Here is a 14,531-nt window from a genome sequence, read left to right as displayed (position 1 = left end):
CGTGGGCCACCGAATCAGAACGCGTTGATCCCCGTGAGCTCCGCCGACAGATCCCACAGCCGCGACGCGGCCTTCGCGTCGGCTCCCCACGGGTTCAGCCCGGTGCGGATCGCGTTCGGATCCTCCGGATCGACGATCGGCGCGACCTCGCAGTCCTCCAGGTAGACGCCGCCCATGCCGTCCAGCGCCGGCGAGGTCACGGCCCATGCCGCCGTCGCCGCGCCGGCCTCCACCGACTTCCACGTGATGAGCGAGTTGCCCTCGTTGTCGATCCAGCCGAGCGCGAGCTGGTCCTCGGGCACGACGTGCCGTTGCAGGTTCGTGCGGATGCCGCCGGGGTTGAGCGAGAACGCCCGCACCCCGGACGCCTCGGCGAGCAGGTCCAGGTGCAGCGCGAACAGGATGTTCGCGGTCTTCGACTGCCCGTAGGCCTGCCAGCGGTCGTACTCCTTCTCGAACTGCAGGTCCTCCCAGCGGATGTCGGAGAACTTGTGGCCGCGCGAGGAGAACGCCGCGACCCGGGCTCCGCCGCCGGCGGCCAGGGCCGGCCACAGCAGGTTCGTCAGGGCGAAGTGGCCGAGGTGGTTGGTCGCGAACTGGAGCTCCCAGCCGGGGCCGACGCGGGTGAGCGGCGGCGCCATCACGCCCGCGCAGTTGATCAGGTAGTCGATGCCGCGGCCGCTGTCCAGGAAGCGGGACGCGAACGCCCGCACCGAGTCCAGGTCCGACAGGTCGAGCTGGTCCACCTCGACGCGCCCGGCGTCGGACCCGGCCCCGGTCCCGACAGCGATCCCGGCTCCGGCCAGGGCCGCGCGCGCCTCGTCGGGGCGGCGCGCCGGGACGAGCACGGTCGCGCCGGCCGCGGACAGGGCCCTGACATCCTCCAGGCCCAGCCCCGAGCCGCCGCCGGTGACGACGGCGAACCGGCCGGTCAGGTCGAGTCCGGCCAACACCTCGCTGGTCGTGCTGGCAGCACCGAATCCGCTGCCGATCGGCTGTTGCGTACTGGTCATGATCCCGAGCCTAGGTAGCACGGGAGGGGTCAGCCAGGCCCTGTCAGACCCTGCCTGCCAGGGCCTGGTTCCGTCGCGGGCCGCGAGCCGGCCGGTCCCGTCGCGGCCGACCTGCCGCTCAACGGCCGGGCCGGGCCGGGCGGGGCCGGCTCGCGGCCCGTTCAGCGGCCGGCGACCCGCTCGACGATCTCCCGACCGAACCCGAACCCCGTCGTCATCCCCACCCCGGCCGTCACCGCCGCGACATGCACGCCCGCGGCCGGCGTCGCGGCCAGGAACGGCTCCGGCGCCGAGGCGTAGACCCCGCGCCAGCGCTCGCGCACCGTCAACCGCTCCACGCCGAGCAGCTTCGCCGTCTCGCGCAGCACGGCCGCGTCGAGTTCCTCGTCCTCGAACGGAAGCAGCGTCGTGGCGTAGCTGTGGGTGTCGCCGATGGTCAGCGTCCCGTCGGGGCGCTGCGTGAACATCAGGTTCAGGCCGATGCCGACCAGCTCGGGCGTCTCACGGGTGAGCCGGTCGCGCAGCGCCGGCAGCGCGGGGCATTCGGCGAAGCCGCCGTAGCGCAGCATCGAGAAACCGGTCTGCACCGCGGGTTCGACGGCGCGGCCGGTGGGGTTGTCGACGCGCAGCATCCGCAGCGCGCAGCGCTGGACCCCGTGCTCGGCGGCCAGGCCGGGGAAGTGGCGGTCGACGTCGTGGCCGGTCGCCACGATGATCTGCTCGGCACGCAGCACGCCCCGACTGGTCGCGACCTTCCCGGGCGCGATCTCGTGCGCGGTCGTGGACCAGTGGAACCGGACCCCGCGCCCGGCGAGGTATTCGGCGATCTTCGGCACGCTCTCGCGCGGATCCACGCGCAGGTCCTCGGGCAGCCACGCGCCGCCGACGACGCCGGGGCCGAACGAGGCGTGCTCGGCGACCTCGGCGGGGGTCAGCATCCGGGCCTCGTCGGCGCGCAGACCGGCGAACTCCTCCAGCACGGCGAGTTCGTCCTCGGCGCGCGCGACCATCAGGGTTCCGGTGCGCTGCGCCCAGAACTTGGCCTCCTCGGCGAGGCGGAGCCAGGTCGTGCGGGCTATGCGTCCGTACTCCAGCGCCTTGCCGGACTGTGCCGTCGCGCAGGCGTGGCCGAAGTTGCGGATGGAGGCGCCGGTGGCCTGGGCGTCGCGTTCGACGACGATCACCGACAGCCCGCGCTCGGCGGCCTCGTAGGCACACGCCAGCCCGACGATGCCGGCCCCGATGACAAGGATGTCCGCTGATCCCGGATCGGGGTTCGTCATATGGCTACCGTCCCTCGGCGTGTCGCTGATCATCTGCATCGGCAAGCTAGGCGCGGCGGCGCCGACAAGCTGGAACGCCATCCGAACGCCACGTTAACGGCGGCTGTCCAAACGGGACAGCCATCTTGCTGATTCACGTGGTTTCGCGGATACGCGCGCATGCCCGACCTCCGTAACGTCGTGCTCGGTCAAACGGGACGTATACGAGGGGAATCCGATGCGCAAGGCAATCCTGCCCGGGGTGGGCGTCGTCGTCATGGCGGCGGCGTTGGCGGGCTGCGGTTCGAGCGGCAAGTCGACGGGGGTCGGCTTGCCCGCGCCGCTCGGAGGTCGTACGTCCCAGGAGGCGGGGGCCGCCAGCGGGGGACCCCTCGGCGGCGCTGCTGCCAGCAGCAGCGCCGCCGGGCCGTGTCAGAAGCAGTTCGTGGTCTCGTTCTGCGAGAAGATCGACATCACCGGCGCGGTGACCGTCAGCGGCACCGCGTCGGCGATCCCGGAGTTCGACCAGGACGCCGCCGGGCTGAAGCAGACCTGCGCCACCTGGCCGACGTACCAGCCGCAGAACACTGACGACCACAGGCTGGCGCTTCCCACCGACCCGGTGGGCGGCCACAAGCTGCAGATGATCTGGCAGTTCCCCGCGGGGGTGGGAACCACGGACATCTCCAAATATGCGGGAACCAACGGAATCAACGTCGATAATGCCGGCTTCCAGGATGTCGCCGTGGACGTCAACAACGCCACCGCGAGCACTGGTTCCGTGCAGGTTAACCCCGATGGCTCAGGGTCGTTGAGCTTCAAGGACTTGACGGGAGACACCGGGAAAATCTCCGGCACCGTCACCTGGACCTGCGTCGACAGCCAATAGCTGGCGACGCCTCCGCGCGGGCCGGCCGCTTCGGGCGCGGCCGGCCCGCACCCATTGACAAGGGCGGGTTTCTCCCGGCCGTGACGACATCTTTATTTCCGGGCATTCCGGCGCGTCCCGCTGACATAATCCAGGCGTGGAACGTCGCAATGACGTCGGGACGGCGTCCACGGTCCATGGCCGCATCGCCGAGCTGCGCACCATCGCGCAACTCGTTGCGAGCCCGGCCGCCGGCCTACGCGCCGTCCTCGTCGTCGGAGAGCCCGGAATCGGAAAGTCGACGCTGCTCGAAGCAGGCGTCGGCCTGGCACATGAGAACAGTCTCCTGACGCTCACCATGCGCGGCAGCCTGGCCGGCGGTCAGCGTTCGTTCGGAGGGTTGGTGGACCTGCTGCGGCCGTTGGCCGAGGAGGACTTCGCGGGCCTGCCCGAGCCTCAGCGGTTCGCGTTGAACGTCGCCCTCGGGCGGACTCCGGCCGAAGCCCAGGCCGGAGCGGTCGGGCCGCGCGAGATCGCGGCCGGGCTGCTCGCCGTCCTGCGCCGGCTGGGACCTGCGCTGATCGTCGTGGACGACCTGCCCTGGCTCGACCTGGCGACCCTCGACGCGCTCCGCTTCGCGCTGCGCCGGATCGGCGAGGGCCGGCTGCGGATCCTGGCTTCGCGGCGGACGTCGGGGGCGATCGAGGAACCCGCCTCCTACAAGGCCGCCGACGATGTCCTGCCGGCCGGAACCTTCCAGACCCTGGCGCTCGGTCCGGTCGATCGCACGACGATCAAGGACCTGCTCCTGGAGCGGCACCAGTTGCAGCTGCCGGTGGCGGTGCTGTCCGGCGTGGTCAAGCAGACCGGCGGCAATCCCTTCTGGGCGCTGGAGATCGGCGCCGCGCTGGCCCAGACCCCCGAGCTCGACGGCTACCTGCCGATCCCGCCGACGCTGTCGTCGCTGGTCGCCAACCGGTTGGCGAAGCTGCCGGCCGAGGTGGTGGAGGCGCTGCTGGTGGTCGCGGCGCTGCCGCAGCCGACGCCGGCGCTGGCCGTGCGGGCACTGCAGGCGGAGGTCGCGCGGCCCGAGGCGGCGATCGACGACGCCGTCGCCTCCGGCGTGGTCACCGCCGAGGGCAGCCACCTGCGCCCCGCGCATCCGCTGCTCGGTTCCGCCGCGTTGGACGGCCTCACCGCGGAGCGGCGCCGGAGCCTGTATCGCCGGCTCGCCGAGACCGTCACCGATCCCGAGCAGCGGGCCCGGCATCTGGTCCGGGCGGTCGAGACCGGCCCCGATTCCGAGACGGCCGCGGCGGTCGACGCCGGGGTCGCCGTTGCCGAGGGACGCGGCGCGCTCGCCTCGGCGGCCGAACTCGCCGAACTGGCGGTCGGTTTCACCGCGCCGGAGGACCACGACGATCTGCGCCGTCGCCGCCTGGCCGCCGCCCGGCTGACCCACCGCATCGGGGACATGGCCCGCGCGGTCCGGCTGGCCCGCGATGTGAGCGACGGCGCCGACGTCGACACCACCCGCAGGGCCCTGGCGCTGCTGGTCGAGGCGACGTACTGGACCGAGGGACGCCAGGCCGCGCAGGCCGTGCTGCGTCCGCACCTGACCGGCCCGGCCGCCGACGAACACCTGCGCGCCGTCGCGCTCTCCCTCGCCGCGGACTACGGCGACGGCCTGGACACGCCGCGCCCGGAGCTGGTGCGGCTGGCGCTTGCGTCCTTCGACCGGGTCGGCGCGGACGCCGACGCGGTCGCGCTCTGCTCGGCCCTGCGCTACGAGGTCGGCGTCAGCCTGGACTCCGGGCAGGGGATCCCGGAGCAGGTCGTGGTCCGCATCGCCTCGTTACAGGGGCGCGCGGCGAACCAGGCCAGCTGGGCCCGGCTCTCAGTGGTGCTCGGCTTCTGGCGCAAGGCCGTCGACGACCTGGACGGCTCCCGCGACGCGCTGAACGCCGCGATCGCGCAGGCCCAGGCCGAAGGCGACGACGCCGTGCTGCCGACGCTGTTCAGCCACCTGGCGATCACCGAGTGCTGGGCCGGCGATCTGACCGCGGGCCGGCGGGCCGTCGCCGACGGCCTGCGGCTGACCGCGCCCGGCGGCGTCGCCCCGCTGACCATCTACGCCGCCGACGGCATGCTGCGCGTCCTCACCGGCGACCTCGACGGGGCCCGGGCCCTGATCGCGGAGCAGCGCGCCGGCGGCCGGGAGACGATCCAGCCGCAGGGCGACATCTTCTACGAGCACGTGCTCGGCCTGGCCGCACTGCTCGACGGGGATCCCGAGGACGCCCGGACGCGGCTGCTGCACGCCTACCGCCTGGCGCAGGACGCTGACATCCTCGAACCGGGGCGGCGGCAGCGGCTGGAGCCCGACCTCGGACAGGCCCTGGTCGCCACCGGACACCTCGACGCCGCCGTCGAACTGGCCGCCGAGCAGCGCGAACTCGGCGAGCGGATGCTGCGGCCGACGCTCATCGGCATCGCCCACCGCCTGGACGGATCGGTGCTCGCCGCCCGCGACGACCTCGACGGCGCGATCACCGCGCTGCGGCAGGCGGTGGCCGCGCACGAGCAGTCGCCGCTGCGTCTCGAACTCGGTCGCAGCCTGCTGGCCCTCGGGGACGCCTACCGCCGGCGGCGGGCCAAATCCGAGGCGCAGCCGGTGCTCCAGGCCGCCGTCGAGCTGTTCACCACCGCCGGCGCGGCTCCGTTCGCCGCGCAGGCCCAGGCCGAGCTCGACCGCGTCCAGCGCTCGCGCACCGGCGACGTCCTCACCGCCACCGAGACCACGGTGGCCGAACTGGTCGCCGGCGGCCTGAGCAACCGCGAGGTCGCCGAGCAGCTGGTGACCAGTGTGCGCACGGTCGAGGGTCACCTCGGCTCGATCTATCGCAAGCTCGGTGTGCGCTCGCGCACCGAGCTCGCCCGTCGGCTCGCTCCGGGCCGGACCTGATATCGCCAGTGCAGCCACCGCAAGAAATGACAGTGCACACCATGAACCGACCGAGCATCGCCCAGCCCGAGACGTCGCAGCCCGAGATACCGCGGTCCGATGTTCCGCAGCCTCAGACCCCGCAGGCTCAGACTCCGCAGGCTCAGACTCCGCAGACACCGCAGCCCCAGACATCGCGGTCCGAGACACAGCGGTCGGAGATCCCGGGGCACGAGATGCCGCAGACCGCCGTCACGGCGCCGCAGATGGTGATCTCGCGGCCCGCCGAGCTGGCCGCCGTGCGCGAGCTGATCGCCGACCCGGCCGACCGTCCCCGCGCCCTGGTGCTGACCGGCGAGGCCGGGATCGGCAAGTCCACGGTCTGGTCCGCCGGCGTCGAGCTGGCGCGCGAAGCCGGATGGCGCGTGCTGTCCGCGCGCGGCGACCAGACCGAGACCGGGCTCTCCTTCGCCGGCCTCACCGACCTGCTCGATCCGGTGCTCGACGAGGTGCTGGACCGGCTGCCGGCCGCGCAGCGGATCGCGTTGGAGGTCGCGATGGTCCGGCGGCTGCCCGACGGCAGCCGGCTCGGTCCGAACGAGATCGGGAACGCCGTCGCGGCCGCGATCCGGGAGCTGTCCCGGGACCGGCCGCTGCTGGTGGCGATCGACGACCTGCCGTGGATCGACGGCGCGACCGTCGCAGCGTTCGAATACGCGCTGTCCCGCCTGGGCGGCGAGAGTCTGCGCGTGCTCGCCACCCGGCGCACGGCCAGCACCCTGGCCGCCGCGCCGCCCGCGCCGGAGCTGCTGCCGGCCGACGACGTCCGCTCGGTGCCGGTCGCGGCGATCGACGTCACCGCCGCCGACGACCTGCTCGCCGGCCGGCTGGAGCTGCGGCTGCCCGCGGCCACGCTGCGCGGACTGGTCGAGCACAGCGGCGGGAATCCGTTCTGGATCCTCGAGTTCGGCGCGGCCCTGCGGCGTGGCGACGGCGACCGGGCCGAGCTGCCGATCCCGACCGCGCTCACCGACCTGGTGCGCGAACGCCTCGGCAGCCTGCCGCCGGATGCCCGGCAGGCTCTGGTCGTCACCGCGGCGCTGCCCCAGCCGAGCCCGGCGCTGGTCATCCGCGCGCTGTCGAAGCAGACTGACGACCCGATCGCCGCAGTGGAGCGCGCGGTGGCGGACGGCGTGCTGACCGTCTCGGAGTCGCAGCGGCTGCGGCCGGCGCATCCGCTGCTCGGCGCGGCGGCGCTGGACGCGCTGCTGCCGTTGGCCCGCGCCGGATTGCACCGGCGGCTGGCCGAACTCGTCGACGATCCGGAGCAGCGGGCCCGGCACGTCATGCTCGCCGCCGGGGAACCGCCGGACGCCGAGACGGCCGATCGGCTCGCGGCCGGCGCCGAGGCGGCACGCGGCCGGGGTGCGGTGTCGGGTGCGATCGAGCTCGCCGATCTGGCGATCCGGTTCACGCCGCCGGACCTTGTCAGCGTTCTGGCACAGCGGCTGGTCGACACCGCCGAGCTGTACTACATGCGCGGCGACACCGAGAAGGCCCGCGAACTGGCGGCCACCGCCTGGGCCGCGTCTTCCGCCGAACCGTCGGTGCGCCGGCGTGCCATGGCGTTGTTCACCCACACGTCGCTCTACACGCAGGGTGCGGCAGCCGCGCAGAAGGTGGTCGACGAGGCACTGGCCGAGACGGCCGACGACCCGTGGCTGCGCTCGCTCGCGCTGGCCTTCGCGGCCGACTTCAACGTCGCCAGCGACCCGCCGCACGCCCGGCGCTCGGCGGTCGAGGCGATCGAGATCTGCGACCGGCTCGGCGCCGAGGCCGACCCGACCGCACTGTCCACGGCGCTGCTGGCACTGGTCGAGATCGACATGTTCGACGGTCGCGGCCTGGACCGGTCTCTGGTCGAGCGGGCCGGGGCGGCGCAGGCCGACCGGCGCTGGATCCCGTTCATCGAGCGGGCCGAGGTGCGGTTCGGGCTCAGCGTGAAGTACGTGGACGACCTCGACACCTCGCGCGCGGTGCTGACCCGGATGGTGCAGACGGCGCAGGACATGGGGGAGACCTCTGCGACGCTCGTCCTGCAGGCGCACCTCGCGTACACCGAGGTGCAGGCCGGCCGGCCCGGAGCGGCGCGGGCGGCTCTGACGGCCTTCGAGGACGCGGCGCGGGAAGCCGGACCGGGCATCGGCGAACCGGCCTCGCTCACCGTCGCGCGCGCGTTGCTGGGCATCATGGACGGCGACCTGGACGGGGCCGAGGCGACCCTGCGCGCCGCGCTGGAGCGGCTGCCGCCGATCCCGCTGGTCCGGGTGATCATGGACACGCCGCTGGCCACGATCGCGCTGCTGCGCGGGGACGTCGGGCAGGCGATCACGCTGCTCGACGGGGTGCTGGAGCAGGCACGAGCGGTGTACGTGCACGAGCCCGCGGCGCGCGGACGTCCCGAGGGCGACCTCGGACAGGCGCTGGTCACGGCCGGGCGGCTGGCCGAGGCCGAGGCGGTGGCGAGCGAGCTGGCCGAGATCGGCGAGCGGCTGGGGCGTCCGACGCTGAGCGGGATCGCCTTGCGGGTGCGGGGAATGATCGCCGCGGCGCAGGGGGAGTTGGACGAGGCGGCGGAGCTGCTGACGCGCGCGGTGCAGGCGCACGAGGCGTCGCCGATGCCGATCGAGCGCGGGCGGAGCCTGCTGGCGCTCGGGCAGGTGCAGCGGCGGCGCAAGGCGAAGACGGAGGCGCGGCAGGCGTTGCAGGACGCGCTGGACTGCTTCGACGCGCACGGGCACCGGCCGTTCGCGCAGCTCGCGGAGGCGGAGCTGGCGCGCGGGCAGCGGGCCGGGGCCGGCTCGGTGCTGACGGCGTCCGAGCAGCGGGTCGCGGACCTGGTGGCCGGCGGGTACACGAACCGGGAGGTCGCGGCGCGGTTGTCGATGAGCGTGCGGACGGTCGAGAGCCATGTGGCCTCGGTGTTCCGCAAGCTCGGGGTGCGGTCGCGGACGGAGTTGGCGGGGCGGTTCCCTCAGTAGGGACGGGATACGCGTAGTTCCACGGGTTAAATGAGACATCGAAGTCCCTAGCGTCGGGCGTGTTCGTTCGACGCTAGGGGAGATGTCATGCCGATCAGGCGAAAGATCGCGGTCGCGGTCGCTGTTCCGTTGCTGCCGCTGGGTTTGGCGGCGTGTTCCACCGGTGGGACGTCGGTGAGCGGGACTGCTTTCGGGGCGGGGGCCGGGCGGGGTTCGGTGTCGGTTTCGGCGCCAAGTGGTGGGGCGGTTTCGAGTTCGGTATCGAGTTCGGCTGCGGGGGCGGCCGGGGCCACGACGCCGTCTGCGACCTCGGTGCCGAGCGGCGATCCGAGCAGTGCGGATGCGGGCTCGGGATCGGGCGGGGATACCAGCGCGAGCGCCGGCACCAGCGCCTCGACGGCCGACGGCGACGGGGCATCGTCAGCGGATTCGAGCGCACCGCCCGCCTCCGGCGACGGCTACTGCGCGGTGCTCAACGATTTCGAGACCGAGCTGACCCAGATCGACAACACCCCGGCGAGCGTGGCCAAGCTCAAGACCACCATGGAGCAGATGAAGCAGGCCACGCCGCCGGAGATCGCGCCGGACGTGACGGAGGCCGCCACGGTCGTCGGCCAGATCGCCGACGGCGGCGACGCCCAGACCCAGACGCAGGATCCGGCCTTCCTCACCGCCGTCGGCAACATCAGCACGTGGCAGTCCGCGCACTGCGCACTCGACTCGCAATGACCATCACCGTGCGGTCCGAAGGCAATCCGCCGCCGTCGGCCCGCCACTTCACCACGATCGGGATCGGAGGCGACGGACTGTGGACGGGGTAGAGGGAGGAGAGGGCGCCGATGGCGAGGCGCCGGGGCCGCACACGACCGCGTGGCTCGGCAGCGTCCCGGACGACTGGCAGCCGCCGGAACCCCCGACCGCCACCCTCATCCCGCCGCAACCGGCCGTGCCCGCGCAGACCTGGACGCACGCCTTCACCAACAGCACGATCCTCAACCCCGACGGCACCAGCAGCACGCACTACCCCGACGGAACGCAGGACGTCCGCGCCCCCGACGGAAGCTGCTGGCGCCTGGCCCCCTCCGGCGCGGTCGTGCACGCCTGGCAGGAACCCCCGGTCCCGCAATGGCACCCGGCGGAACCGACCGCCGCCGCCCAACCGGGCGGCGGCACCGTGGTCTACCACCCCGACGGCAGCAAGGAGCTGTGGTACGGAACGACGCGCCTCGCCCGCTTTGCGCCGAACGGCATGCCGGTGGAGTGAGGGGAAAGCCGGCTTGCGACGGGAGCAGGGGCCCGCCGCAAGCCGGCTCAAGCTTGGCGCCGTGCCGGGGATCCAACTGCGGTGGCCAGTCAGCGCTGCGGAATGACTCAGCTGATCGCCTGGCCCGCGGATCTGCGCGCGCCGCACGAGATCGGTGGCGCCGGCGGGCTTGCCGAGCCTCAGCCCTGCTGCACTTCAAACCTGGGCCGCCCGGCAAATCCGACTGCCCGGCAACCCCGGCTGCCCAGCAACCCTGACTGCTCGGCAAATCCGAGTGCCCGGCGACCCTGGCTGCGCGGCAAGCCTGGCTGCTCGGCAACCCTGACTGCCCGGCAAATCCGACTGCCCGGCAACCCCAGTTGTTTCGCTGCGAGCCGCCCCGGCAAGCCTGGCTGCTTCGTGGCGAGCCGCCCGGCAACCCGGCTGTTTCGCTGCGAGCCGCCCGGCAAACCTGGCTATTGTGCCGTAGCTGCCTGGCCGCCGGGTGTCCCTCAGCCCTCAGTCCCTCAGTCCGCCAGCCGCGCCGGGAACCCCCCGGTCGCCACCGGCCCCCACCGCCGCGGCGTGACCCGGATGATCGACTTCCCCTGCTTCACCATCGCCTCGCGGTACTCGTCCCAGTCGGGGTGCTCGCCGGAGATGTTCCGGTAGTACTCGACCAGCGGCTCGACGGAGTCCGGCAGGTCCAGGACCTCCGCGTCGCCGTCGATCTGCACCCACGGGCCGTTCCACTCGTCCGACAGCACGACCACGCTCACCGCGGCCTCGCGGCGGGCGTTGGTGGTCTTCGCGCGCTCCGGGTAGGTGGACATGACCAGGCGGCCCGAGTCGTCGACGCCGCATGTCAGTGGCGAGGCCTGCGGCGAGCCGTCGGCGCGCCGGGTGATCAGCAGGGCGCGGTGCCGGGGTCGGACGAACTCCAGCAGTGCGTCGAGGTCGACGGAGGTGTTGGTGGCGATGGTGCGGGGCATGTCAGAGTCCGCCTTAGGTAGGGACAGGCCGGGTTGGGTGGAGCCGGACGACGTCGGCCGTTGACGAGCTTACTGAAAGCTGCACCCGGGATTCGGTGCGTCCTCCGACAGGGGGCTCCCGGCCGGGTCCACATACAGCACGTCCAACACCACCGGCGTCGTTCCCAGATTCCGCCCGATGTGCACGTTGTCCGCACCGCTCGGCTCCGTGAACGACGTGTTGTCGCTGTACACCTCGGTCGTCGTGCAGTCCGCGTCGTTGTGCGTCAACGTGCCCTTCTCGACGTAGGCGTACAGCGTCCCGTCGTGCCAGTGCCACCCCGTGCTCCCGCCGGGCTCGATCGTGATCTGCCGCCGGATGTAGTCCGTCCCGAGGAACGTCGACTTGCTGATGATCGTGCCCGACACCCCCGACGGCGCCGTGGCGCTGGCCACGCCCGGCGTGAGCACCGTGGTCGCCGTGGTCGCGGTGACGGCCCCGGCGATCGCGAACCGACGGTAGATGCCCGGCATGGTCAGCTCCTTGCGTGAGTCCTGGTTTGGCTGGTTTTGCCCAGGCTACCCACCACCAGCGCCAGTACCGCCAACGCCGCGCCGAAGCTGCACACAGCGCCCCATCCGTAGGCGCTGTAAAGGCTCGTCGCCGCGATCGCCCCGCCGCCGACGCCGATCGAGTAGTAGACCATGTAGCCGCCGATGACGCGGCTGGTCGCCTCGGGGTTGCCGGCGACGATCAGGTGCTGGTTGGTCACGTGCAGGGCCTGGCCGGCGAAGTCCAGCACGACGATGCCGACGGTCAGCAGGACCAGCGAGAACGGCGCCGTGCGGATCGCGGCCCAGGACAGCACGAGCAGCACCAGCATGACGGTGGTGACCGTCGACGCGCGGCCGCGGTCGGCGAGCCGCCCGGCGCCGTTCGCACTGAGTGCTCCCGCGGCGCCGACGATGCCGAACAAGCCGATCTGCGACGTCGACAGGTGCCACGGGGCCGCGGACAGCGGCAGCGCCACGGAGCCCCACAGCACGCCGAAGCACCCGAACTGGAACAGCGCCAGCAGGCTCCTGGTGCGGAAGACGCGGTCGTGCCTGGTGAGCATGAACACCGAGGAGATCAGCCGGAGGTAGGGGACGGCCGCCCGCTTCGCCGGCCGGCGGGGGAGCAGCCGGTTCAGCGCCGCGGCCGTCGCGGCCATCAGCACGGCCGGCAGCAGGAATGCCGCGCGCCAGCCGAAGGACTCGGCGACGGCTCCGGAAACCGTGCGTGCCAACAGGATTCCGAGCACGACGCCGCTGGTCACCACGCCGATCACGCGGCCGCGCTGGTCCGGCGCGCTCTGCGCCGCGGCGTAGGCGGTGATGACCTGGACCACCGTCGAGGCCACCCCCACGACCGCGCAGGCGGCGAAGAACGCCGCCGGTCCGCCGGCCAGGCCGGCGGCGGTCAGCCCGGCGCCGGCGGTGAGTGTCATCCAGCTGATCAGCCGCCGCGGATCCACCAGGTCGCCGAGCGGCACCAGCAGGATCAGGCCGAGCAGGTATCCCAGCTGCGTGATGGCGGTGGTCAGGCCCAGGTTCCCGGCGCTCACGTGCAGGGCGGCGCCGATCTGGTCGAGCAGCGGCTGTGCGTAATAGATGTTCGCGACCGACAGTCCGGCGGCTGTGGCCAGGAGCAGGGCGAAGCCCATTCCGTACCCCCCAAGGTGGTAGTGGATCGAAACCACCCTAGGGAAACTGGTTTTGTTTCGCAACCACAAAGGGAGAGGGGTATCAGGCCCCTGGCAACCACAGCGCTGCTCCTGCCGATACCGCGACCAGCACAGCGGCGGCGTCCATGGTCGTGACGATCCCGATCTGCTGCCCCAGCAACGAGCCGGCGACCATGCCGACGAGCGTCGCCAAGCTTTGGAGCGCCAGGTACGTGGAACTGACGCGCCCCTGGAGCCGGTCCGGCGTCCGGCGCGTGATCGCGGTGTCGGCGGTGACGAGGAAGCAGGTGGCGGGTGGGCCGATGAGGGCGAACAGGACGATGTCGCCGGCCAGATACGGGGTGTTGAACGTCAGCGCGAAGACCGCGGCCAGCGCGCCGAGGCTGGCCACGATCGTGGTGCGGTCCGACAGGCGTCCGGCGACCAGGCGGCTGGCCGGTGCGCCGATGATGAACCCCACGCCGAGGGTGCCGAACAGGACGCCAAGGCTCTGCGCGCCGCTGTTCAGAACTGTGCCGAGGTAGGGGACGAGCAGCGCGGTCAGGATGGCGTTGCCGGTGAAGAAGATGGCCGCGACGCCGAAGAGCATGGGGATTCCCGGCGTGCGGCCGAGGTGTCCGAGACCGTGGCGGAGGTCTTCGGACAGGAGTCGGGCCGCGCCGCCGGTTTTGTCGCTGGCCTGAGCCCCCGCATCGCGCGCCCCGCGACTCGCCCGGAACCGAATCATGGCTATGAGATACGCGGACGCGAGGTAGCTCGCCGCGTCGATCGTCACCACGGCGCGGAATCCGGCGACCGCGAACAGCACCCCGCCCAACGGCCCGCCGACCAGCCGGATCGTCCCGCCGACGAGCTGGCCCAGCGAGTTCGCCGCGCTCAGCTCCGGTCCGCGCCCGACGAGGTTGGGGATCAGCGCCGACTGCGCGGGCCCGAAGCACTGCCCGAACGCCGACTCCAGGGCGAGCGCGGCGTAGACGATCCACACCTCGCCGCGCGTCTGGACGAGCAGCAGGAGCAGTACGGCGCCGGCGCGCAGGACATCGGTCGCGATCATCGTCCAGCGCCGGTCCCACCGGTCGACGAAGACCCCTGCGACCGGTCCGAGCAGCACGGCCGGCACGGTTTCGGCCGCCATGGACAGCCCGGTCGCCATCGTCGAGCCGGTCAGGCGGAAGACGAAGAAGGGGGCTGCGACGAGCAGGAGCCAGGTGCCGATGCTGGAGAGCAGCTGGCCGGTGAGGATGAGGCGGTAGTCGCGGTTGCGCAGGGTGCCGAGCATGCTGGCGCGTTTCTCGGCGATCTCAGGGTCCCCCTCCGCGGCCGTTCCGACGTTCGTTTCCTGCGAACCGTTCACCCTGGAGCCCCCTGCGGTCAGTGCTTCCGTAGGCTTCCAGAATTAGCACTCTCAGATCGAGAGTGCCAGCTACTAAGTGGCTTTAGGTACCCACTCACGCTTCCGGTC

Annotated in this window: 11 protein-coding genes; 5 read left to right on the top strand and 6 right to left on the bottom strand. The window is 72.4% G+C overall.

Annotation, left to right across the window (positions count from 1 at the left end):
- Nucleotides 1-14: 14 nt before the first annotated feature.
- Together ABH920_RS29915 and ABH920_RS29910 are read right to left on the bottom strand one after the other, a co-directional pair.
- Nucleotides 15-1,013 (bottom strand): oxidoreductase, encoded by a 999-nt coding sequence (locus tag ABH920_RS29915; RefSeq protein ID WP_370352523.1) that lies wholly within the window; start codon nucleotides 1,011-1,013, stop codon nucleotides 15-17.
- A gap of 161 nt (nucleotides 1,014-1,174) precedes the next feature.
- Nucleotides 1,175-2,296 (bottom strand): TIGR03364 family FAD-dependent oxidoreductase, encoded by a 1,122-nt coding sequence (locus tag ABH920_RS29910; RefSeq protein WP_370352522.1) that lies wholly within the window; start codon nucleotides 2,294-2,296, stop codon nucleotides 1,175-1,177.
- Nucleotides 2,297-2,513: 217 nt separating this feature from the next.
- On the opposite strand from ABH920_RS29910, the gene ABH920_RS29905 reads away from it, so the two are divergent.
- The 5 genes from ABH920_RS29905 to ABH920_RS29885 all read left to right on the top strand — a co-directional run bounded on the left by ABH920_RS29905 (nucleotide 2,514) and on the right by ABH920_RS29885 (nucleotide 10,392).
- Nucleotides 2,514-3,164: a hypothetical protein gene (locus ABH920_RS29905; protein WP_370352521.1), complete on the top strand. Its 651-nt coding sequence runs from the start codon at nucleotides 2,514-2,516 to the stop codon at nucleotides 3,162-3,164.
- A gap of 136 nt (nucleotides 3,165-3,300) precedes the next feature.
- Complete coding sequence (locus ABH920_RS29900) at nucleotides 3,301-6,108, top strand: AAA family ATPase (protein WP_370352520.1); 2,808 nt, start codon at nucleotides 3,301-3,303, stop codon at nucleotides 6,106-6,108.
- 41 nt (nucleotides 6,109-6,149) lie between these two features.
- Nucleotides 6,150-9,128: an AAA family ATPase gene (locus tag ABH920_RS29895; protein ID WP_370352519.1), complete on the top strand. Its 2,979-nt coding sequence runs from the start codon at nucleotides 6,150-6,152 to the stop codon at nucleotides 9,126-9,128.
- A gap of 87 nt (nucleotides 9,129-9,215) precedes the next feature.
- Nucleotides 9,216-9,857, top strand: coding sequence for a hypothetical protein (locus tag ABH920_RS29890; RefSeq protein ID WP_370352518.1), 642 nt, complete (start codon nucleotides 9,216-9,218; stop codon nucleotides 9,855-9,857).
- Between the two features lie 79 nt (nucleotides 9,858-9,936).
- Nucleotides 9,937-10,392, top strand: coding sequence for a hypothetical protein (locus tag ABH920_RS29885; RefSeq protein WP_370352517.1), 456 nt, complete (start codon nucleotides 9,937-9,939; stop codon nucleotides 10,390-10,392).
- 506 nt (nucleotides 10,393-10,898) lie between these two features.
- On the opposite strand, the gene ABH920_RS29880 is transcribed toward ABH920_RS29885, so the two are convergent.
- The 4 genes from ABH920_RS29880 to ABH920_RS29865 form a co-directional block, all read right to left on the bottom strand.
- Complete coding sequence (locus tag ABH920_RS29880; protein ID WP_370352516.1) at nucleotides 10,899-11,363, bottom strand: PPOX class F420-dependent oxidoreductase; 465 nt, start codon at nucleotides 11,361-11,363, stop codon at nucleotides 10,899-10,901.
- A gap of 69 nt (nucleotides 11,364-11,432) precedes the next feature.
- Nucleotides 11,433-11,876: a cupin domain-containing protein gene (locus ABH920_RS29875; RefSeq protein ID WP_194913013.1), complete on the bottom strand. Its 444-nt coding sequence runs from the start codon at nucleotides 11,874-11,876 to the stop codon at nucleotides 11,433-11,435.
- Nucleotides 11,877-11,878: 2 nt separating this feature from the next.
- Nucleotides 11,879-13,048 carry an MFS transporter gene (locus tag ABH920_RS29870; protein WP_370352515.1) on the bottom strand — a complete coding sequence of 390 codons (1,170 nt, stop codon included), beginning with the start codon at nucleotides 13,046-13,048 and terminating at the stop codon, nucleotides 11,879-11,881.
- A gap of 82 nt (nucleotides 13,049-13,130) precedes the next feature.
- A complete protein-coding gene (locus tag ABH920_RS29865) occupies nucleotides 13,131-14,423 on the bottom strand; it encodes an MFS transporter (RefSeq protein ID WP_370352514.1) in 1,293 nt (430 codons plus the stop codon).
- Between the last annotated feature and the right edge of the window lie 108 nt (nucleotides 14,424-14,531).

It is taken from the genome of Catenulispora sp. EB89, assembly GCF_041261445.1.
Classification (GTDB): domain Bacteria; phylum Actinomycetota; class Actinomycetes; order Streptomycetales; family Catenulisporaceae; genus Catenulispora.
Note: the sequence above shows the minus strand (reverse complement) of the source record. Positions and strands in the feature narration are given on the sequence as shown.